A 26,991-nucleotide genomic window follows, 5' to 3' on the forward strand; every position below is an offset into this window, starting at 1 on the left:
ATGCAGTCTGCGTGCCAGCGATTCTAACCTGTTGAAATGTGATGCTGTCAAAAAGGTTTTTACGCTGAGGGATTCGAGGTTTGGGTTCGGCTGGCGATTGCTGCCCTCACCCTAGCCCTCTCCCGGAGGGAGAGGGGACTGATCGCGGTGTTTGTGCGAGGTACGCCGACCTGAAAGTCCGGAGTCGAACTCAGACTTAGAAATGCATGAAGATCTGCTCCCTTCCCCCTCGCCCCCTTGGGGGAGAGGGTTGGGGTGAGGGGGTAGCCTTTGATCTTAGAGGCTGAACCGCCCAACCATGTTATTCAGATCCAGCGCCAGGCGTGACAGCTCATTGCTCGCTGCACTGGTCTGATTCGCCCCAGTCGCCGATTGCACCGACAAATCACGAATATTCACCAGATTGCGATCCACTTCCCGCGCCACCTGCGCCTGCTCTTCGGCGGCGCTGGCGATCACCAGGTTGCGCTCGTTGATTTCGACGATGGCGGTGTTGATGGTGTCCAGCGACATGCCGGCACCGCGCGCAATGTTCAGCGTCGACTCGGCACGCTCGGTGCTGTTGCGCATCGAATCCACGGCGTGTTCGGTGCCGCTCTGGATGCTGCCGATCATCCGCTCGATCTCGCTGGTCGACTGCTGCGTGCGGTGCGCCAGGGCACGCACTTCATCGGCCACCACGGCAAAACCACGCCCGGCTTCACCGGCTCGCGCCGCTTCAATCGCCGCGTTCAGTGCCAGCAGGTTAGTCTGATCAGCCAGACCTCGAATCACGTCGAGTACCTTGCCGATGTCACGGGATTCGTTGGCCAGATCACCAATAAGGCTGGCAGTGCTCTGCACGTCGGCGCTCATGCGTTCGATGGCGCTGACCGTTTCCTGGACCAGATCACGACCGTCACCGGCCGAAGTCGTGGCGTTCTTCGAGGCTTCCGAAGTGCTCACGGCGTTGCGCGCGACTTCTTCCACGGCGCTGGTCATTTCGTTGACCGCTGTGGCCGCTTGTTCGATTTCGTTGTTCTGCTGAGTCAGGCCACGCGCACTTTCGTCGGTGACGCTGTTCAGTTCTTCAGCCGCCGAAGCCAACTGAGTGGCCGAACCGGAAATCCGCTGCAGGGTGTCGCGCAGCTTCGATTGCATCTTGGCCATGGCTGCCAGCAGGCGCCCGGCCTCGTCTTCACCGTCAACGTGGATCGGCTGGGTCAGGTTGCCTTCGGCGATGGTTTCCGCAGCGTCCAGTGCTTTGGAAATCGGTTTGGTGATGCTCACCGTCAGCAGCCAGGCGAAGAGCAACGTCAACCCAGTGGCAATCACCAGCAAGGTGACCACCAGATCGAACGACATCGAATACTGATCTTTGGCGCCTTGATCGGTCTCGGCGATTTGCTGAGTGTTGATCTCCAGCAAGCGCGCCAGGGCGGTGTTCACCGCTTCCGAATTGCTCAGCAAGTCCGAGTTGAGCATCTGCCGCAGTTCATCAATCTGATTGTTGCGCGACAGGGTTTTCATCCGGTCTTCGAGTTGACGGTACTGACCCAGGAGCTGCACGTACTGGTCGTAGGCTGCACGCTCCTGCGGGCCGTCGATCAACGGTTCGTAGGCACGCTGGGCATCGGCGATCTGCCGATTGCGCAACTCGAAAAGCTCGATGGTCTTTTGCTGCACGTCCGGTTCGCGGTTGATCAGCAACCGGTACGACAGCACCCGCAGGCGCAGCGTCAATTGCGTGAATTCATCGAGGGCCTTGATCGACGGCACGCTTTCAGTAGCGATGTCTTCGCCCGCTGCGCGGATTTTGCTCATCTGATTCAGCGCAAACACGCCGAGAATCAGCATCAGACCGCCGATCAGGGCGAAGCCTGTAAACGCCCGTGGGGCGATATTCATATTGCGAAGGGACATGGGGCGGATACCAAGAGAGGGCCGCATCCATGCGGGCTGAGACTGCTGTGTGGATGACTTATCGGTCATACGACTAAAGTCTTGAGGCAGTGTGCGGATTTGTCGCATAAGGGCCTGGGCGACGAAGTGCAGGAACCAGATCGGCAGATCACAGTCTTTAAAACTCGCGAGAACGGTCGGCCACCAGGAAAATCAAGGCTTTGCGCCGGTTTAACCCTGGCATCCGTGATGACTTTTCTTTATCGTACGCGCCCTTTGAAAAACGCTTGGAAGATCAAAATGTTGGAAGCATCCCTCAGCCAATTGGAACAGCTCGTCAGCGACCTGGTGCAACAGAACCAGACCCTCGCGCAAACCAACCAGACCCTGTCCACGGAACTGGCCCAGGCCAAGGATGAAAACGAAAGCCTGCAACTGAACCTGATGGAGCAGGAAGAAAAGCACGGCGCCACCGCTGCACGCATTCAAGCCCTGGTTGATCGCGTCAACGCAGGTCCTGTCAGCGCATGAACCACCACACAGCAGGGGTAAAAGTCGTCTCCATTCTCGGGGAGGACTATTCGATCAAGGCACCGGCCGGGGAAGAACAGACCCTGCTGGACGCGGCCATGATGCTCAAGGCAGCGCTGGACGATACCAAGCGCAAATACCCGACATTGATCGGTGACCGCTTGCTGGTACTGGCGGCGATGAATCTGTGCTCGCAGCAGATCGAAATGAAGAAGCAGCACCAGGAAGAACTCGACCGTTACCAAGAGCAAGTCAGCGCCACGGTCGACACCATCGCCAAGACCATCAACCAGGGTTGATGGAGCTGCGCACAACCAAAGAATAGATTGTCGACTGTGTTGTATACAATCGGCACGGCTGTTGCATTGTTTCGGCCACTTATTCTTTGGGGGTGCTCCATGCAGTTGTGGCGACGCAGTATCCAATGGCAGCTGATTCTCAGCATGGGCACCGCCCTGCTGGTCAGCATCCTGATCGTGGTTGGCATTTATACCCTGGTGGTCAACCGCCTCGCCCAGAGCTATCTGGTCGAACAAGCCCTGCCGTCGAGCATCGAAGCGACGCGCAACGACATCGAACGGATCCTCGTGCAACCGCTGACGGCAGCCAAGGATATTGCCAGTAATACGATGGTCCGTGACTGGCTCGCCTCAGGCGAAGACAGCAGCAAAACGGCTGGCTTCGCGCAGTATCTGGAAGGCATCCGCGCCGAACATAAAGCCTTCACTGCTTTGATCATCGGCACCGAATCCAATCACTACATCACCGAAAAAGGCCTGGATCGCACCCTCAGCCGTTCAAAACCGGCTGACGCGTGGTTCTATTCCTTCCTCGACAGCAATCAGCCGCGCACTCTGAATATCGACAACGACGGCGCCACCGGAGAACTGGCGCTGTTCATCGATTTGAAGGTCGAGCAGGCCGGTAAAGTGGTCGGTGTGGCTGGGCTCGGTTTGAGCATGAAAGAGCTGTCGGAGCTGATTCACAACTTCAGCTTTGGCGAGCGCGGCAAGGTCTATCTCGTGCGTTCCGACGGTTTGATCCAGGTGCATCCCGAAGCGCAGTTCAGCGGCAAACGCACCTTGACCGAGCAGATCGGCGCCACTGCGGCGCAGTCCGTCATGGGTCAAAAAAACGCTGTCAGCAGCAGCTTTCAAAGAGACGACGAAGACTTTCTCGCCTTCAGCCTGCCTTTGCGTGATCTGGGCTGGACCCTGGTGGCTGAAGTGCCACAGTCGCAGATCTATGCCGAGGCGCGCAAAGCCATGTGGTTGAGTGGCGGCATCGGCCTTGCGGTGGCGCTGGTGTGCCTGGCCTTGGTGGTGTGGCTGGCGCAAGGTTTGGTCCGGCCGATTCGCCAAGTAACAGCCGCACTGGTAGCAATCGGTAGCGGTGGTGGAGATTTGACCCACCGGTTAGATTCCAGCCGCGCTGATGAGCTGGGCGACCTTGCCCGAGGCTTCAACCGCTTCCTCGACAGTCAGCGCGGCATGATCGGCGAAGTGCTGACCACCAGCGAACGTCTGCGCACGGCCGTGGGGCAGGTGGCGAAGGTAGTGGAAAACACCGCCGAGCGTTCTGGCCGTCAGCAGGAAATGACCGACATGGTCGCGACCGCCGTTCACGAGATGGGTCTGACCGTGCAGGAGATTGCGCAGAACGCCGGTAACGCGGCGCTCGCCTCGCAAACCGCGCGCGAAGAAGCGATGCAGGCGCGGGAAGTGGTCGGTGGCTCGATCAGGCATATTGAAAGCATGTCGGACGAGATTGGCGTAGCGGCGGGTGCGGTGGGTGAGCTGGCGCATCAGGTAGCTTCGATTGACTCGGTATTGGCGGTGATTCGCGGTGTGTCCGAGCAGACCAACCTGCTGGCGCTCAATGCCGCCATCGAAGCGGCGCGCGCCGGCGATATGGGGCGCGGCTTTGCGGTTGTCGCCGATGAAGTGCGTACCTTGGCGCGCCGCACCCAGGCATCTACCGACGAAATTCAGCAAATGATCGGCAGCCTCAAACAAGGTGCTGAAAACGCCGTGTCGTCGATGCGCACCGGTCAGGCCGCGACGGGCACCGGGGTTGAGTCGAGTCAGCGCACCGGAGCGTCGTTGACTGCAATTACCGGGCAGGTCGAGCGCATTAGCGATATGAACCATCAGGTGGCGACGGCGACCGAGGAACAGTCAGCGGTGACGGAGGAGATCAATCGCAATGTGCAGGGCATTTCCGACCTGGCGCGGGCCACAGCAGGGGAGGTTCGGGCGTGTCGCGAGGATTGTCAGATGTTGCAGCGGTTGGCGGATGATCTGGCGCGGCAGATGGGGGGCTTCCGATTGAAATGAGTGACTCTGACTCTGGTACAGACCCGACGCGCCTCGAAGGCGCGTCGGTTTCACTTTAGTTTCGCCATTCAGAACAGCAGGATTTCTCGCCCATAGAAATCGATGCCACCAATTGTCTCCAGATAAAACACTCGCTTCTCTCGCACAGTCCACACCTGCTGGTCTTCATGGTAAGTGTCGCCAACTGCCAGGGTTCTGAACATATCGTCTCTGTTGAAATCCTTATTGCTGATATAGCTCGAGCGCGGAGTGATAACCACGGCCTGGTAGAGATCTGCACCCTTCTTGATGTAACGCTTTTCCGTAACGCGCTCTGCAGTGGGATCTTTTACTACGTCATTGACTCTTGCCGAAAAAACAAACTCTTCTGCGCTCAGAACGACGTTAGGATCAATCAGCAATTTCGCGTCTGCGCCGCCATACACTACTGCTCGCACCTGAGTGACACCTATGAACGTGTAATCTTTGTAAGCTACGCGATTGACCGTCTCATAACGGTCCTCCGCCATGATGATCTCGAACATTGCTGCTGCCGTTGTTTCGACAGCCGGCAATGAATTATCCGGCGATGTGGTGATGCTGATCTGCGATCGCTCATCAGAAAGACGATGGTGATTTTTGCTGGTCACGGTGGAAACCGAGGAGTCTTGGTTAGTCCAGACCGTGCCGTTTCGTGATCCAAATTGCGAAATGGAGGCAAGGACGCAATAGTCTCGCGTTACCAGTCCGGCAAGTTTGATGGTTTGGTCGGCAGTCTGGCTGTCCATGGCGTTCGCTCTTTTGTAGGGTAAGAAGAGGACGTTAAGTCCGAACTTGCCGGGCAAACTGCTAATAAATGTCTGGCCAAACCAGCCTATCGTGCAGAACTCATTTCCACACCTGTCAAACATGACAGGTGTGGAAAGTCCAAGAATGTGTTTTGTGTGGGTGAAGGCGCGTAAATCAGAACCACGCATCCTGCATCGCCAGGCACGTATCATCCCGCGCCTCCAGCAATGCCAGTTCATGGTGGCAACCCGGCACCTCCCACGTCAGAAAGTACCGCGCCGCCTGCAACTTGCCCTTGTAGAAGTCGACATCCGCCGCATTACCTTTCAGCAACCCTTCCTCGGCACGAATCGCCTGCTCCAGCCAGCGCCAGCCAATCACTGTGTGGCCGAATACCTTCAGGTACAACGCCGAGTTCGCCAGGCTGCTATTGACCTTGCCTTGCCCCAGATCAGTCAACAAACCGATGGTCACCGTTTGCAGGCGCGCCACCAGTTGCTCTAAAGGCTCACGCAACGCGGTCAGCGATTCGTATGCCATTGCGCGTTCGGCAGTGGTGGCGATCAGACGAATCAGTTGCTTGAGCCCCGCGCCACCGTTCTGTGCCAGTTTGCGCCCGAGCAAGTCCAGCGATTGAATGCCGTGAGTGCCTTCGTGAATCGGGTTCAAACGGTTGTCGCGGTAATACTGCTCGACCGGGTATTCGCGGGTGTAACCGTGGCCGCCGAGAATCTGGATCGCCAGTTCGTTGGCCTTGAGGCAGAACTCCGATGGCCAGGATTTGACGATCGGCGTCAGCAAGTCCAACAGCTCATGCGCCTGTTTACGCTCGGCTTCGCTTTCAAGCGTAGTGGTGTCATCGAACAGGCGAGCGGCATACAAGCCGAGGTCAAATGCACCTTCGACGTAGGATTTCTGCGTCAACAGCATACGTCTGACGTCGGCGTGTTGAATGATCGCAACCGGCGCGGTGGTCGGGTCTTTGCTATCCGGTACCCGGCCTTGCGGCCGCTCGCGGGCGTACTCCAACGAGTACAGGTAACCGGCATAACCGAGCATCACTGCGCCCATGCCGACGCCGATCCGCGCCTCGTTCATCATCTGGAACATGTAGCTCAGGCCGTGATGCGGCTTGCCCACCAGATAACCGACGCACTCGCCGTTATCGCCGAAGTTCAGCGCCGTCGAAGTGGTGCCGCGCCAGCCCATCTTGTGGAAAAGTCCGGCCAGCAGCACGTCATTACGCTGACCGAGACTGCCGTCATCGTTGACCAGAAACTTCGGCACGATAAACAGCGAGATGCCTTTGACCCCCGGCGGCGCGTCCGGCAGCTTGGCCAGCACCATGTGCACGATGTTTTCCGAGAGCGGGTGATCGCCGCCGGAAATGAAGATCTTGTTGCCCTTCAGGCGATATGTGCCGTCGGACGCCGGCTCGGCGCGGGTACGAATATCCGACAGCGATGAACCGGCGTGGGGTTCGGTCAGCGCCATGGTGCCGAAGAAACGGCCGTCGATCATGGGTTGCAGGAAACGCTGTTTCTGCTCGTCAGTGCCGAAACTCTCGATCAGGTTCGCCGCGCCCATGGTCAGGAACGGATACGAGGTCGACGCAGCATTGGCCGACTGGAAATGCGCAAAACAGGCTTGGGACAGCAGTGTAGGCAATTGCATACCGCCGGCGTCGAAACTTCTCGCGGCGTTGAGGAACCCGGCCTCAAGGAAGGCATCCACCGCCGGTTTCACTTCAGGAATCAGAATCGCCTTACCGTCCTCGTAGCGCGGCTCGTTCTCGTCGCCCTTGCGGTTGTGCGGCGCGAAGTACTTCTCGGCGATGCTGCGCGCGGTGCCAATGGCGGCGTCGAAGGTCTCGCGGTTGTGCTCGGCAAAGCGCTCACGCCGGGTCAGGCCCTCGGCATCAAGGACTTCATACAGCTCGAAAGCCAGATTGCGGGAACTGAGCAGCGTCTCGGACATGGCGGCCTACCTGAAATTGGGGTTGGGCCGAGTCTAGGCGTGCGGATAAAGGCTGAACAGGATGATTGATGGGCGTGATACAGAAGCAAAAGATCGCAGCCTTCGGCAGCTCCTACATGGGACGGTGTAGGAGCTGCCGAAGGCTGCGATCTTTTGATCTTCTGTAGGAGTGATTCCAGGCGACCATTGCGGTCGCCTGGAGTTACAGCGGTTTAACCGATAGTCATCAAGCTCGCATTACCACCCGCCGCAGCCGTGTTAACACTCAACGCCCGCTCAATCACCAGACGCTCCAGCGCAATGTTGGTCTCGCCCTGGGACAAGCCCTGAACGCCAACGATCGCGCCGGCACGCTTGGCAATCTGCTGGCAAACGCCGCGCAGCTGGTCGGAATGGCCATGATGCAGAACCGCATCAAACACCACCTCATCCTTGTTCCAGTCAGCAACCAGTTTGATCCGCGCCTGAATGTCCTTCGGCAGGCGTGCGAACAGTGCCTTGCTGATGTCGGACTCCGGCCATACCGCCGAACCGCCTACCGCCAGTACCGCTGCCAATTGCGTCAGCAGATCACCTTCGACTTCTGCCAGGCACAGCACGTGCTCACGCGGCAGGATCGCGTAGCTGTTTTTCTCACCGGTCGGGCCGGCCAGTACGCGGGTGATGCCGCTTTGCGATTGCGCAGCGTACTGCACGCAGAGGGTGCTCAGGTCGGCGTACTTGTTGCTGTCAGCCCAGGCTTTCAGCGCGGTCAGCGGTTTGCTCATGGCATCGCGCAGACGAACATCCGGGGCCACGGCAGCATCACCGCGAGCGAAGGATTGTTCGATGGCGTCAGTAGGGCGGGTCGACAGCAAGCGGTACAGGTACAGCGGGCCACCGGCTTTCGGGCCAGTACCCGACAGGCCTTCGCCGCCGAACGGCTGCACGCCGACCACGGCACCGACGATGTTGCGGTTAACGTAGACGTTACCGGCATTGACGTTGTCGATCACCTTGGCGATGGTCTCGTCGATGCGCGTGTGCACGCCCAGCGTCAGGCCATAACCGGAAGCGTTGATCTGGCCGATCAGTTGATCGATTTCCTTGCGCTTGTAGCGCACCACGTGCAGCACCGGACCGAAGATCTCGCGTTGCAGCTCGTCGAAGCTTTCCAGTTCGATCAGCGTCGGCATGACGAAGGTGCCGCGTTTGACTTCTTCGGTATCGGCGATAGCGACCTGGTAGACGTTGCGACCTTTGTCGCGCATGCCCTGGATGTGCTTGTCGATGCCAGCCTTGGCTTCGGCGTCGATCACCGGGCCGATGTCCACGGACAGACGCTCAGGGTTGCCGAGACGGCTTTCGGCCATGGCACCTTTGAGCATTTCGATGACGCGATCGGCGGAATCTTCCTGCAGGCACAGTACCCGCAGCGCCGAGCAGCGCTGACCGGCGCTGTCGAAAGCCGAGGACACTACGTCGATCACGACTTGCTCGGTCAGTGCCGAAGAGTCGACGATCATTGCGTTCTGGCCACCGGTTTCGGCGATCAGCGGAATCGGACGGCCCTGGTTGTCGAGGCGACCGGCAATGTTGCGTTGCAGCAGGCGCGCAACTTCGGTGGAACCGGTGAACATCACGCCTTTGACGCGTTCATCGCCAACCAGACCTGCGCCGACAGTTTCACCGCGACCCGGCAGCAGTTGCAGCACGCCTTCCGGGATGCCGGCCTCAAGCATCAGGCGCACAGCCTGAGCAGCCACCAGCGGGGTTTGTTCGGCCGGTTTGGCCAGTACCGGGTTACCGGCAGCCAGTGCGGCAGCGACTTGGCCACTGAAGATCGCCAGCGGGAAGTTCCACGGGCTGATGCACACCACCGGGCCCAGTGGGCGGTGGGCGTCGTTGCTGAAATCGTTGCGAGCCTGCACCGCGTAGTAGCGCAGGAAGTCCACGGCTTCGCGGACTTCGGCGATGGCGTTGGCGAAGGTCTTGCCCGCTTCGCGAGCCAGCAGGCCCATCAACGGCTGGATTTCGCCTTCCATCAAGTCAGCGGCACGCTCCAGAATCGCGGCACGTTCGGCCGGCGGGGTGGCCTGCCAGATTGGCGCTGCATTCAAGGCGCACTGAATGGCGTTGTCGACGTCTTCGACGGTGGCTTCTTGAACATGACCGACCACATCACGGTGATCGGCAGGGTTCAGAACGGCTGCCGGCGTTTCGTTGCTGGAGGCGCAACCGAGCATCGGCGCGGCTTTCCAGTCGTTGTGCGCAGTTGCAAGCAAGGCGCAGGACAGCGAAGCCAGACGATGTTCGTTGGCCATGTCGATGCCGCTGGAGTTGGCGCGCTCGGCACCGTACAGATCACGCGGCAGTGGAATGCGCGGGTGCGGCAGGCCGAACCCACCTTCCACGGTCGCCATCTGTTCGATCTGCGCCACCGGATCGGCCACCAGTTCCTGAATCGAAATCGACTGGTCGGCGATGCGGTTGACGAACGAGGTGTTCGCGCCGTTTTCCAGCAAGCGACGTACGAGGTACGCCAGCAGGGTTTCGTGGGTGCCGACCGGTGCGTACACGCGGCACGGACGGTTCAGCTTGCCTTCGGAAACTTTGCCGACAACCTGCTCGTAAAGCGGTTCGCCCATACCGTGCAGGCACTGGAATTCGTACTGGCCCGGGTAATAGTTCTGACCAGCAATGTGGTAAATGGCCGACAGGGTGTGGGCGTTGTGCGTGGCGAATTGCGGGTAGATGACTTCCGGCACCGACAGCAGTTTGCGTGCGCAAGCGATGTAGGAAACGTCGGTGTACACCTTGCGGGTGTACACCGGATAGCCTTCCAGACCTTCGACCTGGGCACGCTTGATTTCGCTGTCCCAGTACGCGCCTTTCACCAGACGGATCATCAGGCGATGACGGCTGCGACGTGCCAGATCAATCACATAGTCGATCACGTACGGGCAACGCTTCTGGTAAGCCTGGATGACGAAACCGATGCCGTTCCAGCCGGTCAGTTGCGGCTCAAAACACAGGCGCTCCAGCAGATCCAGCGACAGTTCGAGACGGTCGGCCTCTTCGGCGTCGATGTTCAGGCCGATGTCGTATTGCTTGGCCAACAGGGTCAGCGACAGCAGGCGCGGGTACAGCTCGTCCATCACGCGCTCGTACTGCGCACGGCTGTAACGCGGGTGCAGGGCCGAGAGCTTGATGGAAATGCCCGGACCTTCATAAATCCCACGGCCGTGGGAGGCTTTGCCGATCGAGTGAATGGCTTGTTCGTACGACGCCAGGTACTTCTGCGCGTCGTGCTCGGTCAGGGCCGCTTCACCGAGCATGTCGTAGGAGTAACGGAAGCCCTTGGCTTCGAACTTGCTCGCGTTGGCCAGCGCTTCGGCGATGGTCTCGCCGGTGACGAACTGCTCGCCCATCAGGCGCATGGCCATGTCGACGCCCTTGCGGATCATCGGCTCGCCGCTCTTGCCGATGATGCGGCTCAGCGAAGAAGTCAGGCCGGCTTCGTTGTGCGTCGAGACCAGTTTGCCGGTCAGCAGCAGGCCCCAGGTGGCGGCGTTGACGAACAGTGACGGGCTGTTGCCCAAATGCGGATGCCAGTTGCCGGTGCTGATCTTGTCGCGGATCAGTGCGTCGCGAGTGCCTTTGTCCGGGATACGCAGCAGCGCTTCGGCCAGGCACATCAGGGCTACGCCTTCCTGGGACGACAGGGAAAATTCCTGCAGCAGACCCTGAACAATGCCTGCACGACCACCGGCACTTTTCTGGTTACGCAGTTTTTCCGCAATGGAAGCGGCGAGTTTGTTGGTGGCTTCAGCCATCGGTGCCGGCAGGCGAGCCTGCTCGATCAGCATCGGCACGACTTCCGGCTCAGGGCGACGGTAAGCGGCGGTGATCGAAGCGCGCAGAACGGACTGCGGCAGGATGCTTTCGGCGAATTCGAGGAAGCACTGGTGGGCGTGATCGGTGTGGACTTCGCCCGCCTCATCGGCGTCCTTGGCGGTCAAACCGTTCAGCTCGGTCAGGGTTGCACCACCCTCGAGTTTTTCCAGGTAATTGAAAATTGCCTGCTTGATCAGCCAGTGCGGTGTGCGATCAATCGAGGTCGCGGCCGCCTTCAGGCGCTCGCGGGTCGGGTCATCAAGTTTGACCCCAAGGGTGGTGGTAGCCATATTTTTATCCTCATGGTTGCCACAGTTGCGTGGCATCAGCTGGCGGCAAGATTAGCCGTGCGCTGAAAGAGGTGCAACCGGGTGCAACCCTTTTTTTGTCGGAATAATACGCAGCTCGTCAGGAATTATTTTCCGGTACGAAAGTACCGCTCCTGCTTGGTGCTTTTGCTTCTAGCAAAGGGGCATGACTGCCACAAAAGGGAGCAAAAACGGGGTGTTTGTCGATAAATCCGACTGGGTGCAACTTATTCTCACGAAACTGGTTGCACCTTATTTGATTTGTTGCATAGCATTCGCGCCCTAGGTGCAACCGGGAATAACCCGGTGTGCCGGCTGATGGCTTTCCTGGGGAAACATCAGTCCTAAATGCGCGGGATCCCGGATCGTCTGCCAAACGTCGTCGTTTGCGTGCGGTTCATCACCGCCGCTACATAAAAACAAAGCCAGGGCGTAACTCAATGAGCGTAAGCAATCCAACCCTGATCACGTTCGTGATCTACATCGCAGCAATGGTGCTGATCGGCTTGATGGCCTATCGCTCCACCAACAACCTTTCTGACTATATTCTCGGTGGTCGCAGCCTCGGCAGCGTCGTCACCGCGCTGTCCGCCGGTGCGTCCGACATGAGCGGCTGGTTGTTGATGGGCCTGCCGGGCGCCATCTATATGTCCGGTCTGTCCGAAAGCTGGATCGCCATCGGTCTGGTCATCGGTGCCTACCTGAACTGGCTGTTCGTTGCCGGCCGTCTGCGCGTGCAGACCGAGCACAACGGCGACGCCCTGACCCTGCCGGACTACTTCGCCAGCCGTTTTGAAGACAAAAGCGGTCTGCTGCGGATCATTTCGGCGATCGTGATTCTGGTGTTCTTCACCATCTACTGCGCTTCCGGCATCGTCGCCGGTGCACGTCTGTTCGAAAGCACCTTCGGCATGTCCTACGAGACGGCGCTGTGGGCCGGTGCTGCGGCGACCATCGCCTACACCTTTATCGGTGGTTTCCTCGCGGTGAGCTGGACCGACACCGTACAAGCCACGCTGATGATTTTCGCCCTGATCCTGACGCCGATCATCGTGCTGCTGGCCACTGGCGGCGTCGACACCACGTTCCTGGCCATCGAAGCTCAAGATCCAAGCAACTTCGACATGCTTAAAGGCACTACCTTCATCGGCATCATCTCGCTGATGGGCTGGGGTCTGGGCTACTTCGGTCAGCCGCACATCCTCGCGCGTTTCATGGCGGCGGATTCGGTGAAGTCGATCGCCAAGGCGCGTCGCATTTCCATGACCTGGATGATCCTGTGCCTGGGCGGCACCGTGGCGGTGGGCTTCTTCGGTATCGCTTACTTCTCGGCGCACCCGGAAGTGGCCGGTCCCGTGACCGAAAACCACGAGCGTGTGTTCATCGAACTGGCCAAGATCCTCTTCAACCCATGGATTGCCGGTGTGTTGCTGTCGGCCATCCTGGCTGCAGTGATGAGCACCCTGAGCTGCCAGTTGCTGGTGTGCTCGAGTGCCCTGACCGAAGACTTCTACAAAACCTTCCTGCGTAAATCCGCTTCTCAGGTTGAACTGGTCTGGGTCGGTCGCGCCATGGTGCTGTTGGTTGCACTGATCGCGATCGCCCTGGCCGCCAACCCGGAAAACCGCGTACTGGGCCTGGTGTCCTACGCCTGGGCCGGTTTCGGTGCTGCGTTCGGTCCGGTTGTGCTGATCTCGGTGGTCTGGAAAGACATGACCCGCAACGGCGCACTGGCCGGTATCCTGGTCGGCGCGATCACCGTGGTGGTCTGGAAGCATTTCGAACTGCTGGGTCTGTACGAAATCATCCCGGGCTTTATCTTCGCCAGCCTGGCCATCTACATCGTCAGCAAAATGGGCGAGCCGACCAAAGGCATGGTGCAGCGCTTCGAAGCGGCGGAAAAAGATTTCCACCTGAACAAGTAATTGTTCTGAGCTGATGCTCACCCGAAAACGGCCCGTTTCCTACAGGAGACGGGCCGTTTTTTTGTGCCTGTGATTTCTTGCCAACCCTGAAGAAACCTGTGGGAGCTGGCTTGCCAGCGATAGCGGTGTGTCAGTCAGCGAATAGGTTGAATGTGCCGACCTCATCGCTGGCAAGCCAGCTCCCACAAGGATCCGTGGTGGGATTTTAGGATTTGTCTGTAGTTGAAGGCGCTGCTTTTTGCAGGGTTTTTCATCAATGAAAGTAGGGCAAATCTGATTTTCCCGTCCCCCATTCTTCACCCCTTGCCCCTCATGCAGAATCGCCCGCCCTTCATTCTGCAGAGAGACATCGGATGTTCGCGCCTGCCAATCAACCGCGTTTCACGTTGACCCTCGAAGGCGCCCAGCATGACCTCAAAGTCCTTGAGTTCACGGGCAAGGAAGCCATCAGCCAACCCTTTCGTTTCGAGCTGGAACTGGTCAGCGAACGGCCGGATCTGGACCTCGAAAGCCTGCTGCACTGTCAGGCTTTTCTGAGTCTGGATGCTCAGGGTTCCGGTATCCACGGTCAGATTTATCAGGTCGGGCAGGGTGACTCCGGGAAACGTCTGACGCGCTATCACATCAGCCTGGTCCCGCGTCTGACCTATCTCGGGCAGCGGATCAATCAACGGGTCTTCCAGCATCTGACGGTGCCGCAAATTGTCGCGCGAGTGCTCAAGGATCATTCGATCCTGCGTGACGCCTTCGAATTTCGCCTCGGCAGCGAGTACCCGGCACGTGACTATTGTGTGCAGTATGCTGAGAGTGATCTGGCGTTTATCCAGCGCTTGTGCGCCGAAGTGGGGATTCATTACCACTTTCAGCACAGTCCTGAAGCTCACCTGCTGGTGTTCGGCGATGACCAGACGGTATTCCCGCGTTTGGCCGAGCCAACGGTGTATCTGCCGGGAAGTGGCATGTCCGCCGGTGCGCCGGCAATCCAGCGTTTCAATGTTCGCGTGGAAACCCGCACCAGCGTGGTCACCCGGCGTGATTACAACTTTGAAAAACCACGCCTGCACCTGCAAAGCCGTATCGACGGCGAGCAACGCCCGGTGCTGGAGGACTATCACTTTCCCGGCCAATTCAACGATCGTGAAACCGGCAAGCATCTGGCTCAGCGGGCACTTGAGCGACATGTCGCCGATTACCGTCAGGCCGAAGGCATCAGCGACGAATCCGCATTGGTTTGCGGACATTTCCTGCAACTGACCGAGCATCCGCGCCACGACTGGAATGACCTGTGGCTGCTGACCGCCATCGAGCATCATGGCCGTCAGCCGCAAGTGCTGGAGGAATCGGTGACCAGCGATGGCGAGGGATTTCAGGGTTACCGTAATACCTTTGTTGCCACGCCGTGGGACGTGTTTTTCCGTCCGGCAATGGGGCTGGAAAAACCACGCATGCTCGGTTATCAACCGGCCGTTGTGACCGGGCCGAAAGACACGGAAATCCACTGTGACGAGTACGGCCGGGTCAAGGTACAACTGGCCTGGGATCGCGACGGTGAATTGAACGAGCATTCCAGTTGCTGGCTGCGCGTTGCCACTAACTGGGCGCACGACCGTTACGGCAGCGTGTTGATTCCGCGAGTCGGCATGGAAGTGCTGGTCGGCTTCATCGATGCCGATGCCGATAAACCGCTGGTCGTGGGCTGCCTGCCCAACGCCGCGACACCGATCCCGCTGGACTTGCCAGCGGACAAGACCCGCAGCATTTTCCGCAGCCAGAGCAGCCCCGGCGGTGGCGGCTACAACGAACTGCGCATTGAGGATCGCAAGGGCGCCGAAGAAATCTACCTGCGCGCCCAGCGCAACTGGACGCAGCATGTGTTGAATGATCAACAGGTGCAGGTCGACAACCAGCGCAGCATCGTCGTCACCGGCACCGCCCGCCATGAGTTGAAGGCTGATGAGCAGCGCATCACTCATGGTCAGCGGCAGACCGAAGTGAGGCAGGACGACCATCTGAGCGTGATCGGCGACCGGCATATTCGCGTGAACAATCAGGCGATAAGCGCCAGTGGGCAATTCCACGTAAGCGCCGGTCAGCAAGTGGTCATTGATGGCGGGGCGAGTGCGACGATTCAGGCCGGTGGGCAGTGGATCAACATCGGTCCCGGCGGCATTTTCAGCAGCGTGCCGATTGTCGTGGGCGGCGCGCCGATGGCGGCGATGAGTGCCGCACCGGTTGTGCCGGGGTTGCCTGAGAAGCTGACAGCAGCGCCCGCCGCCATCCTCACGCCGGCACAGATCATGAGCCTGAAAAGCGATGCGCCGTTCTGCGAAGAGTGCGAGCGCTGCAAGAATGGCTTCTGCCCGGCGCCCGACACGTTGTCCCAATCCCCAAAGTCCACAGCCCGGCCGGCGCCTTCGGGCGCTGAGCCGGGCTTTCATATTGTTGAACAGGGAATGTCGCGGTCTGCACTGGAGTCCACACTGTTCCCGCAGCCGGACCCGGCGGTCCTGGAGAAATTTCGCAGCCTCAATCCGCAACTCACTCAATACGCCAAACCCGGCCAACTGATCGTGCTGAGCGATCCGCGTAATACGCAATGCAATCGGGAAGAGGCGTTGCTGATGGAGGCGGCGCAGAAGGTTGATGCGGCACTCGAACCTTTGAGCGATGCAGAAGCTGAGTTTGTATCGCGCCACCATGAAGAAATTGGATCGTTTCTATCGCAAGGTTCCACCGGTCTGGGCATAGGCTCGGCGATGTTCGCCACACACTTGGGCAATCTCAAAGACATCCTTGTAGATATAGAAAGCCTGCATAAGCGGACGTTTGACAAACATGGGAAGCTTCAAGGTGCGGAGTTTTTTGCCGAACGCAAAAAGCTGATGGGACGGCTGGATAGCAATCTTGGCCCTTTAGTACGCAAAGGAGTGGGCATACCCAATCATCCGAAACTGAAAAGTGCATTGGGGATTTCAAGTCGCAGCCTTGTACATCATTGGACCAAGGCAGGTACTGCGGGTGGTATTCCAGGTTACGCGACGCACATTGATGGGGTGAGCAGAGCCGGTAAGGTGATGAAAGTAGGTGGGTTGGTTGGTATTGCAATAGGGGCTTCCGCCTCCGGGCTCAAAGTGAAGGAGACCTGCCGGATTGGAACTGAAGCAGCGTGCAGGAAGGTTCGGTTTTCGGAAGGCGGGAAGTTTGCCGGTGCCGTGGGAGGAAGTATGGCAGGCGGGGCTCTTGGATCTCTTGTTTGTGTGGGTATCGGGCTTGTCACTGCAGGAGCTGGCGTAGTCGGTTGCTCTCTTGTTTTAGTCGGTGTCGGAACGCTCGGCGGTGGGGTGGGCGGAGAAGTAGCGGGGGAGAAATTTGGAGAAGTCATTTATGAGGGGGTGTATGAATGACCAATGACGACGAATTTTGGTTTGTTTTGATTTTTGGTGGTTTGTTTTTTGGGCTTGTTTTTATATCTGCTGTAGGCCAGGCATATCTATATTTTTTTAAAAGACAAAGGATTCTAAGTCACCTTGATAATTCCCTGGGCGTTTTGAAGCGTAAGTCTTTTTTGTCTGGGGGGGTGTTTGGTGCTTTTTTTGTATTTGCGTGCTTGGGGTCATGCTTGGTACTGCCGTCTTGGGCAATTAAGGGCGGTTCTTTGGACGAAGATGACTATTTGAATTTTCCTCTCGGTTTACTGAGAGCTATTCGATTTTTTTATCTGGCTGCACTTGGCGGCGGAGTGGCGCTGATCGTTTTTTTGATTGGTTGTAAATATATGGGTTGGATTTAACGTAACAGTCTCACCTACGCAGGGGCTGCTTGTCTGTGGCGTAATCGCAACAGGCGTTGGTGTATTTGGAGGTGCAGTATTAGGCGAAGCTATCGGTGAAGGTGTTGGCGAAAAAATATATCAATGGAGTGAGTGATGTATAACTCGGAGAATATTTTTTTGTAATTGCAATACTCGATATCGGTTTGGGTATTGTGCTGTTTTTTCTTCAGTTGCATTTTTCATATTTAAAACTTGACAGGCTTTTTGAGTTTTTTAGGCATTCATGTGGTATTCAAATCCGTCAGCATTTTCTGAAGAAGGGGATTGCCAGCAGAATGTTTTTAACGATGAATCTAGGTTGGATGATTTTTCGCTACAAGAGATCTATCAGTAATGGCGAATTGGATTCCCGAGATTATGAAGCTGTCCCGTCAGGCCTGAGGATCTATATTCAAGGTATGCATCTTTCAGCGCTCGTGCTGGGTGTGGTTATGGTTGTGCTTTTTGTTATTGGTAAATATATGGGATGGTTGAAATAAGATTTTTCGACATCTTTGGGAACGCAACCTGTTGCGGACTACGCGCGGAATGGATAAGTGGATTTTCTGATTTTAAATGCGATTGAATGGTTTGATGTATACGGTTATGAGGTGTTTCTCTGGATAAAAACCACTGCGGCTCTTCTTTTTTTTGCTGCGATCTTCATGTCGGTTTATTTGGTCTTGTTCAGAATGGAGGAAATATTTGAATCTCTTGGTCAGTCTGAGGCGATAAAGTGTCGGGGTCCGATAAAGGGAGCAAGTTTTCATTCAAAAGGTGAAATATTAGCTGCCGTCTGGACTGTTTTGACATTTTCGTCGCTTTCGATACGGCGAGGGGATTTGAGTCAGGATGATTTCGAAAAATTTCCCGCGGGCTTGAGGGTGTTGATCAAAGTTAATTTTTTGTCCTTTGTTTTTGCATTTTCTTATTCCTTGATTTATGAATTTGTTCTTGAGTATTTGAGCTGGGTTGATTGGATATCAGCATCTCTGGATTATTTTGGTTTGGTGGTGAACTGGGGCTAGAGGAGATTTTATGCAGGGACATAGCAGCAAAGAATGGCTACAAATCCATCCTCTTAACAGCACCGAAAAACTTTTCGCCATATTCAGCAACGTGAGCGATTCCGAGCCATTCAAGGCCTGGCAGGTATCAGCGAAAGCTCAAGCGCCAAGTCCGATTTGGGCGGACACTATTTACGCCGAGTGGGATGCGGTGATGCCCTTCGTGGGAATTGTCCCGGCAGACAGTGAGTTTCTCGATTGGGTGGCGACTACTGAGTCTCTTGATTGGGGCTGGCTGGCGGTTTCTTCGGCGAGCCTTGAGGTGGTGGTTGAGCATTTTCGCAGTCTGACCCAAGTATTGATGCCAGACGGCAAAGCGGTGTTTTTCCGTTTTTGGGATGGGCGGTTTTTGTTACCGATCCTGCAATCCGAAGCCGTGGAGGCGGCGCAGCTGTTGCCGGTGATTTCACGCGGACTGATCAATGGTCAGGCCTTGGAAATCGGGGGGCGGGCGCAGGTTTCGGGGCGTGTGTTTCCTTGGTGGACGGTGCCTGATTCGGTGTTGGCTTCGGCGGGTGATGAAGTCCGGGTCGGCAACGCTGTGCAGTGGCTGAGCGAGGAGCATCCGGCATTGTTCGAGGCATTTCCCGAGGTGGTTTTGCGCTGCAAGGTTGGGCAGTTTTTTCAGAGTTCAACGTCGGAAGAATCGTCGCAATCGGCGTTGTTGGCGTATTTGCTTGCAGAGTCGGAGTGACATTTCCGGGCGAAGGCTTCGGACGTTTCCTTCGAGTTGCGGCGGTTTTCATGAACTGGTGGGCGGTGGGTTGCAGGGATAGTCTTTTCGTTGTCACTGCGAGAGTGGTGACAGGGTGTAGGAACCCTCGCTTTCATGACGTTACAGTTCGTTGGATTTTTGCGGCACTTGATTCAAGTCCGTAAGATCGTTCGCGGCGGCTGTGCGTGGGACACGCTTCGGCGTGACCGAGGTCCATGATTGCTCGGTTCCTACTCTTGCGCACAGCTGCCACCCAAACCTGTAGGAAGGTGCGTTGGCGACTTACGTTTATCAATCATGGAGATAACAAAATGACGACTTTGCATCCCGATCCACCCTACGAAAAAATCATCCCCCATCCCGACAACCGCTTCATGGCCCTGACCGGCAATTGCAGCGACATGCCTACGCTGTTCATCGACACCCACGTGCCCCTCGACATCCTTATGGACGCCGCCAACCATCGTCTGCGCGCCGTGATCCAGGTGCTGGAAAACATGTGCATGCGCGGCTCGGTCGAATGCGACTCCGTCATCCTCAGCGACTTCGCCCAGCTCTGCGTGATCCCTCTGCGTGACGGCTGCGATGTGCTCGATGTCATCGGCAGGCGCCTGCGCAGCATGCCCGCCTGAAAAAGATCAAAAGATCGCAGCCTTCGGCAGCTCCTACACGGGATTGGTGTTTACCTTGTAGGAGCTGCCGAAGGCTGCGATCTTTTGACGTTAATGGATATCAACGCGTCGGTCGGAAATGTACGCATCCTGAGTGTTGATAAAACGGTTGAACGCTTCGGAGTTGTAGACCTGCAGGCACCCAGGAAACACTACTTTTTCATTCGAGTATTTGCTGTTTGAAGGTGTCTGCTCGTAAGCCGTCAACACGTAGTTTCGGGTTTCTTCATAGGGATCGTGCAGCACCTGCAGCGTGTCTTCATTTTGCAGAATGGTATGCATGCCTTTGCCCATGAACGAATAGGCATTGGCGGACAGTGCAATGTCTTTTTCCAGCGCGGAGCGTTCTTTGAATGGCTTCAGAATGCAGTGGCTCAGGCCGTAGTTCTTTAGTGTCTGGCGTGCCTGTTCAATGTGGGTTTCGTCGGCAAGGGCGAGGTATGGGCTAAGAAGGCTGAGTAAACAGATGATCAGATATCGCATGAGTTTTGACTTCCTGTCGTTCATGGTTAGCCAGTTTAACGCCATAAAAGCAAAGCCCCTCACCCTAGCCCTCTCCCAGAGGGAGAGGGGACTGACCGAGTTGTCTGGGTGATCTACGCCGGCTTGCGACTTAAGCGGTGAACTTGGCTTGGCCAAGCCTGGAGGGTGGTGTTCTTTCGGGGGACTGACCGAGGTGCCTGGGTGATGTGCGCCGACCTGCGACTTCCGCGCTGATCTTCGCTTGGCCAAGCCTGAGATCACGCTGATCTTTCAGGTCGATGTAACCCGCAAGATCACCACCGTCAGTCCCCTCTCCCTCCGGGAGAGGGTTAGGGTGAGGGAAAGGCTTTTGCCCGCTCAGCCGCCAACCCCTGACTTGCCGCCCGGTAAAAGGTAAACTTTGCGCCCTTCGCAGGAGCAGCCATGAATTATCGTCACGCCTTCCATGCCGGCAATCACGCCGATGTGTTCAAACACCTGACCTTGACCCGCCTCATCGCCCTGATGTCGCGCAAGGAACAGCCGTTTGCCTATCTCGACACGCACGCCGGCATCGGTCTGTATGACTTGCAGGGCGATCAGGCCAATCGCACCGGCGAATACCTGGAAGGCATCGCGCGCTTGTGGGATCAGCCGGACCTGCCGGCGCTGACCGCCGACTACATGAAGGTGCTGCACGAGATGAACCCGGACGGCCAGTTGCGCTATTACCCGGGTTCGCCGGAGCTGGCGCGGCGTCTGACCCGCCCGCAGGATCGGGTGATGCTCAACGAGAAGCACCCTGAAGACGGCGTGCTGCTCAAGGACAACATGGCCGGTGATCGTCGGGTAAAAGTGCATCTGGGCGAGGGCTGGCACGTGGCGCGTGCGATGTTGCCGGTGCAGGAGAAGCGTGCAGTGATGCTGATTGATCCGCCGTTCGAACAGCTCGACGAGATGCAGCGTTGCGCGGCGTCGTTGAAAGAGGCGATTGGCCGCATGCGCCAAACCGTGGCGGCGATCTGGTATCCGGTGAAGGATCAGCGTGCGTTGCGGCGGTTCTATCAGGATCTGGCCGGCACCGGTGCGCCGAAGTTGCTGCGTGTGGAACTGCTGGTGCATCCGCTGGATACGCCGAACAGCCTGAACGGTTCGGGCATGGCGATTGCCAATCCGCCGTGGGGTCTGGAGGAAGAATTGCGTGAGCTGCTGCCGTGGTTGTCGAAGAAGCTTGGGCAGACTCAGGGCGGGTGGCAGATGGATTGGTTGATTGCCGAGAGCTGATCAACGGCAAGATCAAAAGATCGCAGCCTGCGGCAGCTCCTACACGGTTCGGCGTCGTCCACCAATGTGCGGACGATCACTGATCTCCTGTAGGAGCTGCCGAAGGCTGCGATCTTTTGCTTTCAGGGTTTAATTACCCGCCAGGCTCGCTGGCATGCACACGCCGGTGCCGCCAATCCCGCAGTAACCCTCAGGGTTCTTCGCCAGATACTGCTGGTGATACGCCTCGGCGAAGTACACGGTCGGCGCCTGTTCGATCTCGGTGCTGATTTCACCCAGGCCGGCCTTCGACAGTTCCGCCTGATACACAGCTTTGCTTTTCAGCGCTGCATCCAGATGCTCAGGCGAGGTCGCGTAGATCACCGAGCGGTACTGGGTGCCGATGTCATTGCCCTGGCGCATGCCCTGCGTAGGGTTGTGCAGTTCCCAGAACATCGCCAGCAGTTCTTCGTAGCTGACTTTGGCCTTGTCATACACCACCAGCACCACTTCCGCGTGGCCGGTCAGGCCCGAGCAGACTTCTTCGTAGGTCGGGTTCGGCGTGAAACCGCCGGCATAACCCACCACCGTGCTGACCACGCCTTCACGCTGCCAGAAGCGGCGTTCGGCACCCCAGAAGCAACCCAGACCGAAAATCGCAAAGTCGACGTCCTGGAAAAACGGGCCAAGCAGCGGGGTTTCTTCAAACACGAAGTGCTTTTCAGGCAGGGTCATCGCGGTTTCGCGGCCGGGCAGAGCTTGTTCTTTAGTCGGGAGCACGTTTTTGTTCACCAGAATTTCCGAGCGCAGAACCATGATCGTTCCTCTCAGTCAGGTTGGATGTAAAAAGTCAGACCGCCAGTGTGCCGAATGATGCCGAGTTAATCACTACCCAATGTAGGAGCTGCCGAAGGCTGCGATCTTTTGATTTTGCTTTTTAAAAACCAGATCAAAAGATCGCAGCCTTCGGCAGCTCCTACAGGGGGCGGCATGTTATGGCGAGAATGGGGTAGCGGGGTTAGAGGCAGAGCGGGCCGCGCGGGTAGCGTTTGAGGGCCTGGATCAGCTCGCCGCCCGGGATCGGCCGGTCGAAAAGGTATCCCTGGCCGACGTCGCAACGGTGTCGACGCAGGAACGCCAGTTGCTCGGCAGTTTCGATGCCTTCAGCCACAACCTTGAGTTTCAGGTTGTGCGCCATGGCGATCACCGCCGAGGTGATTTCCATGTCGTCCTGGTTGTCGGGGATTTCGTGGATGAAGCTGCGATCGATCTTGATGATGTCGATCGGGAATTTTTTCAGGTAGCTCAGCGACGAGTAACCGGTACCGAAGTCGTCCATGGCCAGGGTCAGCCCGAGACGCTTGAGTTGATCGAGCTGCAAGTGCGTGTCTTCGGTGGCTTCCAGCAGCAGGCCTTCGGTCAGTTCCAGTTCGAGCAGATTGGCCGGCAGCGCTTCTTCCTTGAGGATGTTGGCGATGGAGGCGACCAGATCCGGGTCGGAGAACTGTTTCGGCGAGAGGTTGATCGCCACCTGCAGATTGCCCATGCCGGCGGCGGTCAGCGCTTTGCTCATGCGGCAGGCCTGGCGGGCAATCCACTTGCCGATCGGAATGATCAGGCCGGTTTCTTCGGCGACGCTGATGAACTGGTCCGGGCGGATCATGCCGCGTTCCGGGTGATTCCAGCGTAACAGCGCTTCCATGCCCAGCAAGCGTCCGCTGCGCAGACACAGCTTGGGCTGGTAGAACACGTCCAGCTCGTTCTGCGTCAGGGCGCGGCGCAGGTTGTTCTCGACGAACAGTTTGTAGCTGGCCTCGGCGTTCAGTGCTTCGGTGAAGACTTGCACCTGATGTTTGCCGTTGGCTTTGGCTTTGTGCAGCGCCAGACCGGCGTTGCGCATCAGCGTTTGCGGGTCGCGACCGTGCAGCGGCGCGCACGCCAGGCCGACCGAGCCGGTGACGCTGATCAACTGGTTGTCGACGAACATTGGCTTGTCGAGGGTCGCCAGCAATTGGTTGGCGATCTGCTGGCCGGTGGCAAGATCAGTATCGTCGAGCAACACGGCAAACTCGTTACTGGCAAACCGCGCGAGGCTGCCGCTCGGGCTGAGGCTGTTGCGCAGGCGCCGGGCCAGACTGATCAGCAGTTTGTCGCCGGTCTGGTGACCGAGGCTGTCGTTGATCCGCTTGAAGTTGTCGATGTCCACCAGCAACAGGCTGATCGGCGTATCGCTGTCGCGGGCGAAGCGTTCGTCCAGATTGCGGATAAACGCCGGGCGGTTACCGAGGTTGGTCAGGTTGTCGGTGTAGGCCAGGCGCTCGATGCGCTGCTGCGCCAGTTTGGTCTGGGTGATGTCTTCGTAGATGCCGATGTAGTGCGTCAGTTCGCGGTTGTCGCCGTACACCTTGGAGATCGACAACTGGCCCCAGTACGGTTCGAGGTTCTTGCGCCGGCTCTTGAATTCACCCTGCCAACTGTTGCTCTTGGCCAGCGCCGAGGGCGCGTCGAACAGCAGCTCGCTGAGGTTTTCCAGCGCCGGCAGCTCGGACAGACGCTGGCCGTGGACTTCTTCGGTGGTGTACTGGGTGATCGCGGTGAAGCTCGGGTTGACGTATTCGACCACGCCGTCGCAATTGACCAGCAAAAACGCGTTGGCGCTTTGCTCGACTGCACGCTGGAACAGGTGCAGGGCGCTGGTGGCAGTGCGGCGGTTGTGGTTGTTGATGACTTGCGCGAACTGATCGGCCAGCTCGCCGGCAAAAGCGATTTCGTCGGACTGCCAGGCGCGGGTGACGCCGGTCTGCTCCAGGCACAGTACGCCGACCACTTGGCCATCGACGCGAATACTGGCGTCGAGCATGGCGTTGACGTCGCGCGGGCGCAGGGCTTCGGCCATTTCACGGGTGCGCGGGTCGCGCATCGCGTTGTGTGCATCGATGGCGCGACTGCCGTGCAGGGCCTCCATGTAATCCGGGAAACTGCTGATGTCGATCACGTCCGGCAGGATGTATTCCTGGGTCGCGCGGTGGTACGCGGAGATCGGCACCAGTTGCTGGCCTTCGAGGTTCCACAGGCTGGCGCAGTCGATTTCATAGATGTCGCAGGCGCAGCGGGTGATCAGTTCGGCGGCTTCCTGCAGCGAGTTGTGGCTGCTGTAGCGTTGACGGGCCAGCAACAGGATCAGATCCTGCTGGGCGCGCACTCGCTCAAGATGCTGCAGTTGCTCCTGCTGGGCGCGTTGATTGAGTTCAAGGGCGATTTGCAGGCGCGAGTTCTGGGTTTCGAGGTCGACGGAAGGGGCGGGTGGTGCTTCGTCGAAGACCTGATCAACCGCCAGCAGATAGCCGCGCAGCAGATGACGGTTGTGTTGTTTGTAGGCTTCGCCCAGTTCCAGCATGCTCAGTGCACCGGCCGCCGTGTGCAGGGTGTAGCGCACCAGATAATGCGGGCTGACGGTCAGTTGTTGCTGGATCGCATCGTGCAGTTGATAGCGCGCTTCGGGCTCCATCAGGCTGGCGTAGGGTGAACCGACCAGCGCGCAGAGTTCAACGGCCGGTTGGCCGAACTGGCGTTCACAGTTGGGATCGAGAAACAGCATGGCCCAACTGGCTTCATTCAAGCGCTCGAAACGCAGCATGCCGAGCCGCGAGGGCACAGGCAACTGCGTCACTACCTCGGCCGCCATACGGCTGGCAGCATCGGGTTGGCTCTTCATGAAGGGAACTCGCTTGGAAATATGCTGAACGCGCCGGGCTCTCGCCCTCTTTACTGTTGCCTGCGGCAAGGTTGCATCATTGCGGCACTGACTGACAAGAGACATGAAGGCCAAGTGCTATAAGAATATGTCGGCCGCGTCGGGCATTTCTCCAGCGTCTGTCGGAAAAGAGCAAAAGATCGCGGCCTGCGCCAGCTCCCACAGGGGGATGCGCTCTCTGTAGGAGCTGCCGAAGGCTGCGATCTTTAGGGCTTAGCGCAGCTTTATGGCGATCGACTGCAGCCGCTTCCCATCCCGATCATGGTAATTGACCACAATCTGATCAGCCTCGACCACGACATGGGCGAAGTTGTCTTCACTCACCACCGTGCTGGTCAGTTCATGCCGATAATCGCCCGCCGCCGTGCGCGCCAGCGGTCGATCGAGCATGAACGTCGACGCTTTGGCATAGGGCAGCAGTTTGCTGTTGCACAGCGGTGAGGAGACCACTGTGTGGACTTCGAAGTCCGGGTCTTCGCTGTGGGTCAAACGCGCGGTCAGCGAGCCGTGCACGTCCCCGGAGATGAACACGACGTTCTTGATCCGCCGGGTGCGAATGGTTTCCAGCAGGCGCAGGCGCTGCTCGGGAAAGGCTTTCCAGGCGTCATCGCCGTGGAGCTTGCGATCGGGATAGAACATCACACTGGTGACCACGAATTTGACCCGCGCTTTGCTATGGCTCAGCCATTTGAGCAAGGCCTGCTCCTGCGCCTCGTCGAGGATGCGTCGGTCATCGGCGGACAAGTTGCGACGGGTGCGACTGTCAGTGACAAACCATTCGATATCGCCGTCGCTGAATTGATACCAGTAATGCTCGAGTGTTGCGTGATCTATATCTCCGTTAGTTGTCAGCGGATGTACCGGGCTGTGACTGGCCTGATACAGCTCATAAGCAGCCATGGCGTTACGATATAAATCACCGTCGGATTTGCTGGCATTGGCCGGCCAGTTATCTTCGATTTCATGATCGTCGAGAATCATGTAAGTCGAAGTGCCAGACATCAGTCGTTTTATATTGGGCTGGGAAAAAGCCGCGCGGTACTTGTTCAGGATGTCTTTGTATTCGCGATCTGGTGCAAGCAGATTCAAATCGTCGACGTAGATTTGATCGCCGGTCATCAATACCGCACTGATCGGTGGTTGTATGCCTTCAATCACCTGATTGATGGATGCAAAGATGCGGTCGCCCAATTGCGGCAGGGAGGCGATACCGGCGGTCATGCGCAGATAGCGGCACGAGCCGACGATATAGGCCCTAGGCTGCATGACTTTGCTGGAACGGGTGCGCAGGCGGTAAATTTCCCGCGGCCATTGCAACGGCAGTTCGGCAACGCTGTCCGCCGTATGCACCGGACTCATCGGGCTGAACCAGCCGGCCTGATATTCATACTCGGTGTCAGTGCTCAAGTTGTTGAGGGCGAATACTTGCGACATATCGCGTAATTCGCTCAGGCGCGCGAAGTTGCCTTTCGACCATTGTTGTGTGCCGGATGCACGATAACGTATCGCGGAAAACACCAGTGCATTGTTGTGCCGGTCGCCACGCATGAATATGCGTGCGTGATTAGTTGTAACGTGGCCGACGATCGGGCCAATAGTTGGTTTTAACATGTCGAATCCATTCGAGTGAGTTTGGATAAATATAA

General features: G+C 57.7%; 18 protein-coding genes and 3 pseudogenes. 12 read left to right on the forward strand and 9 right to left on the reverse strand.

What is annotated here, in order from left to right; all coding sequences use genetic code 11:
• Positions 1–276 precede the first annotated feature (276 nt).
• Positions 277–1,149, reverse strand: a complete 873-nt coding sequence (locus QZR14_RS28000) for a methyl-accepting chemotaxis protein (RefSeq protein ID WP_371042268.1) — start codon at positions 1,147–1,149, stop codon at positions 277–279.
• Between the two features lie 30 nt (positions 1,150–1,179).
• Positions 1,180–2,010, reverse strand: a pseudogene (locus tag QZR14_RS28005) (MCP four helix bundle domain-containing protein); the annotation flags it as partial.
• Positions 2,011–2,181: 171 nt separating this feature from the next.
• On the opposite strand from QZR14_RS28005, the gene QZR14_RS06235 reads away from it, so the two are divergent.
• The 4 genes and pseudogenes from QZR14_RS06235 (at position 2,182) to QZR14_RS28015 (ending at position 4,748) form a co-directional block, all read left to right on the forward strand.
• On the forward strand, positions 2,182–2,412 hold the full coding sequence (locus QZR14_RS06235) for a hypothetical protein (RefSeq protein ID WP_007909525.1): 231 nt from the start codon (positions 2,182–2,184) through the stop codon (positions 2,410–2,412).
• Positions 2,409–2,711, forward strand: coding sequence for a cell division protein ZapA (locus QZR14_RS06240; protein ID WP_016987569.1), 303 nt, complete (start codon positions 2,409–2,411; stop codon positions 2,709–2,711). The genes QZR14_RS06235 and QZR14_RS06240 overlap by 4 nt, the downstream gene beginning before the upstream one ends.
• Positions 2,712–2,855: 144 nt before the next feature.
• Positions 2,856–3,833 (forward strand): annotated as a pseudogene (locus QZR14_RS28010) (cache domain-containing protein); the annotation flags it as partial.
• Between the two features lie 207 nt (positions 3,834–4,040).
• Positions 4,041–4,748 carry a methyl-accepting chemotaxis protein gene (locus QZR14_RS28015; RefSeq protein WP_442967386.1) on the forward strand — a complete coding sequence of 236 codons (708 nt, stop codon included), beginning with the start codon at positions 4,041–4,043 and terminating at the stop codon, positions 4,746–4,748.
• A 68-nt stretch (positions 4,749–4,816) separates the two neighbouring features.
• Here the strand turns inward: QZR14_RS28015 and QZR14_RS06250 are convergent, their stop codons facing one another.
• The 3 genes from QZR14_RS06250 to putA all read right to left on the reverse strand — a co-directional run bounded on the left by QZR14_RS06250 (position 4,817) and on the right by putA (position 11,659).
• On the reverse strand, positions 4,817–5,704 hold the full coding sequence (locus tag QZR14_RS06250; protein ID WP_311996133.1) for a hypothetical protein: 888 nt from the start codon (positions 5,702–5,704) through the stop codon (positions 4,817–4,819).
• Positions 5,691–7,493 (reverse strand): acyl-CoA dehydrogenase, encoded by a 1,803-nt coding sequence (locus QZR14_RS06255; protein ID WP_311996134.1) that lies wholly within the window; start codon positions 7,491–7,493, stop codon positions 5,691–5,693. The genes QZR14_RS06250 and QZR14_RS06255 overlap by 14 nt, the downstream gene beginning before the upstream one ends.
• A gap of 212 nt (positions 7,494–7,705) precedes the next feature.
• Positions 7,706–11,659, reverse strand: coding sequence for a trifunctional transcriptional regulator/proline dehydrogenase/L-glutamate gamma-semialdehyde dehydrogenase (gene putA / locus QZR14_RS06260; protein WP_311996135.1), 3,954 nt, complete (start codon positions 11,657–11,659; stop codon positions 7,706–7,708).
• Positions 11,660–12,117: 458 nt separating this feature from the next.
• On the opposite strand from putA, the gene putP reads away from it, so the two are divergent.
• The 7 genes and pseudogenes from putP to QZR14_RS06295 all read left to right on the forward strand — a co-directional run bounded on the left by putP (position 12,118) and on the right by QZR14_RS06295 (position 19,827).
• The gene (gene putP, locus QZR14_RS06265; RefSeq protein ID WP_123448331.1) at positions 12,118–13,602 is read left to right on the forward strand and encodes a sodium/proline symporter PutP; all 1,485 of its coding nucleotides are present in this window, start codon (positions 12,118–12,120) and stop codon (positions 13,600–13,602) included.
• A gap of 353 nt (positions 13,603–13,955) precedes the next feature.
• Positions 13,956–15,968 (forward strand): annotated as a pseudogene (locus QZR14_RS06270) (type VI secretion system Vgr family protein); the annotation flags it as partial.
• Positions 15,969–17,002: 1,034 nt separating this feature from the next.
• Complete coding sequence (locus QZR14_RS06275) at positions 17,003–17,392, forward strand: hypothetical protein (protein ID WP_194935853.1); 390 nt, start codon at positions 17,003–17,005, stop codon at positions 17,390–17,392.
• Between the two features lie 185 nt (positions 17,393–17,577).
• A complete protein-coding gene (locus QZR14_RS06280; RefSeq protein ID WP_311996136.1) occupies positions 17,578–17,913 on the forward strand; it encodes a hypothetical protein in 336 nt (111 codons plus the stop codon).
• A 57-nt stretch (positions 17,914–17,970) separates the two neighbouring features.
• On the forward strand, positions 17,971–18,441 hold the full coding sequence (locus tag QZR14_RS06285) for a hypothetical protein (RefSeq protein ID WP_311996137.1): 471 nt from the start codon (positions 17,971–17,973) through the stop codon (positions 18,439–18,441).
• 10 nt (positions 18,442–18,451) lie between these two features.
• Complete coding sequence (locus QZR14_RS06290) at positions 18,452–19,174, forward strand: DUF4123 domain-containing protein (protein WP_311996138.1); 723 nt, start codon at positions 18,452–18,454, stop codon at positions 19,172–19,174.
• 332 nt (positions 19,175–19,506) lie between these two features.
• Positions 19,507–19,827: a hypothetical protein gene (locus QZR14_RS06295; protein WP_194935857.1), complete on the forward strand. Its 321-nt coding sequence runs from the start codon at positions 19,507–19,509 to the stop codon at positions 19,825–19,827.
• 90 nt (positions 19,828–19,917) lie between these two features.
• Here the strand turns inward: QZR14_RS06295 and QZR14_RS06300 are convergent, their stop codons facing one another.
• Complete coding sequence (locus QZR14_RS06300; protein WP_311996139.1) at positions 19,918–20,349, reverse strand: hypothetical protein; 432 nt, start codon at positions 20,347–20,349, stop codon at positions 19,918–19,920.
• 423 nt (positions 20,350–20,772) lie between these two features.
• Between QZR14_RS06300 and QZR14_RS06305 the strand changes: the two genes are divergently transcribed.
• Positions 20,773–21,612: a 23S rRNA (adenine(2030)-N(6))-methyltransferase RlmJ gene (locus tag QZR14_RS06305; RefSeq protein ID WP_007915674.1), complete on the forward strand. Its 840-nt coding sequence runs from the start codon at positions 20,773–20,775 to the stop codon at positions 21,610–21,612.
• A gap of 129 nt (positions 21,613–21,741) precedes the next feature.
• Here QZR14_RS06305 and msrA read toward each other — a convergent pair whose 3' ends face one another.
• The 3 genes from msrA to QZR14_RS06320 form a co-directional block, all read right to left on the reverse strand.
• Positions 21,742–22,407, reverse strand: coding sequence for a peptide-methionine (S)-S-oxide reductase MsrA (msrA, locus tag QZR14_RS06310; protein ID WP_095047250.1), 666 nt, complete (start codon positions 22,405–22,407; stop codon positions 21,742–21,744).
• A 202-nt stretch (positions 22,408–22,609) separates the two neighbouring features.
• Positions 22,610–25,306 carry a putative bifunctional diguanylate cyclase/phosphodiesterase gene (locus tag QZR14_RS06315; protein WP_250602879.1) on the reverse strand — a complete coding sequence of 899 codons (2,697 nt, stop codon included), beginning with the start codon at positions 25,304–25,306 and terminating at the stop codon, positions 22,610–22,612.
• Positions 25,307–25,558: 252 nt separating this feature from the next.
• On the reverse strand, positions 25,559–26,956 hold the full coding sequence (locus QZR14_RS06320; RefSeq protein ID WP_311996140.1) for an alkaline phosphatase D family protein: 1,398 nt from the start codon (positions 26,954–26,956) through the stop codon (positions 25,559–25,561).
• Positions 26,957–26,991 lie beyond the last annotated feature (35 nt).

This window comes from Pseudomonas sp. rhizo66 (genome assembly GCF_031931925.1).
Classification (GTDB): Bacteria; Pseudomonadota; Gammaproteobacteria; order Pseudomonadales; family Pseudomonadaceae; genus Aquipseudomonas.

Bases quoted from the DNA above. Each gene is read 5' to 3' on its own strand.
- QZR14_RS28000 (WP_371042268.1), bottom strand. From the start codon at position 1,149: ATGGCCAAGATGCAATCGAAGCTGCGCGACACCCTGCAGCGGATTTCC.
- QZR14_RS06255 (WP_311996134.1), bottom strand. From the start codon at position 7,493: ATGTCCGAGACGCTGCTCAGTTCCCGCAATCTGGCTTTCGAGCTGTAT.
- QZR14_RS06235 (WP_007909525.1), top strand. From the start codon at position 2,182: ATGTTGGAAGCATCCCTCAGCCAATTGGAACAGCTCGTCAGCGACCTG.
- QZR14_RS06305 (WP_007915674.1), top strand. From the start codon at position 20,773: ATGAATTATCGTCACGCCTTCCATGCCGGCAATCACGCCGATGTGTTC.
- QZR14_RS06320 (WP_311996140.1), bottom strand. From the start codon at position 26,956: ATGTTAAAACCAACTATTGGCCCGATCGTCGGCCACGTTACAACTAAT.
- QZR14_RS06275 (WP_194935853.1), top strand. From the start codon at position 17,003: ATGACCAATGACGACGAATTTTGGTTTGTTTTGATTTTTGGTGGTTTG.
- QZR14_RS06250 (WP_311996133.1), bottom strand. From the start codon at position 5,704: ATGCGTGGTTCTGATTTACGCGCCTTCACCCACACAAAACACATTCTT.
- msrA (WP_095047250.1), bottom strand. From the start codon at position 22,407: ATGGTTCTGCGCTCGGAAATTCTGGTGAACAAAAACGTGCTCCCGACT.
- putP (WP_123448331.1), top strand. From the start codon at position 12,118: ATGAGCGTAAGCAATCCAACCCTGATCACGTTCGTGATCTACATCGCA.
- QZR14_RS28015 (WP_442967386.1), top strand. From the start codon at position 4,041: ATGGGTCTGACCGTGCAGGAGATTGCGCAGAACGCCGGTAACGCGGCG.
- QZR14_RS06295 (WP_194935857.1), top strand. From the start codon at position 19,507: ATGACGACTTTGCATCCCGATCCACCCTACGAAAAAATCATCCCCCAT.
- QZR14_RS06240 (WP_016987569.1), top strand. From the start codon at position 2,409: ATGAACCACCACACAGCAGGGGTAAAAGTCGTCTCCATTCTCGGGGAG.
- QZR14_RS06315 (WP_250602879.1), bottom strand. From the start codon at position 25,306: ATGAAGAGCCAACCCGATGCTGCCAGCCGTATGGCGGCCGAGGTAGTG.
- QZR14_RS06300 (WP_311996139.1), bottom strand. From the start codon at position 20,349: ATGCGATATCTGATCATCTGTTTACTCAGCCTTCTTAGCCCATACCTC.
- putA (WP_311996135.1), bottom strand. From the start codon at position 11,659: ATGGCTACCACCACCCTTGGGGTCAAACTTGATGACCCGACCCGCGAG.
- QZR14_RS06290 (WP_311996138.1), top strand. From the start codon at position 18,452: ATGCAGGGACATAGCAGCAAAGAATGGCTACAAATCCATCCTCTTAAC.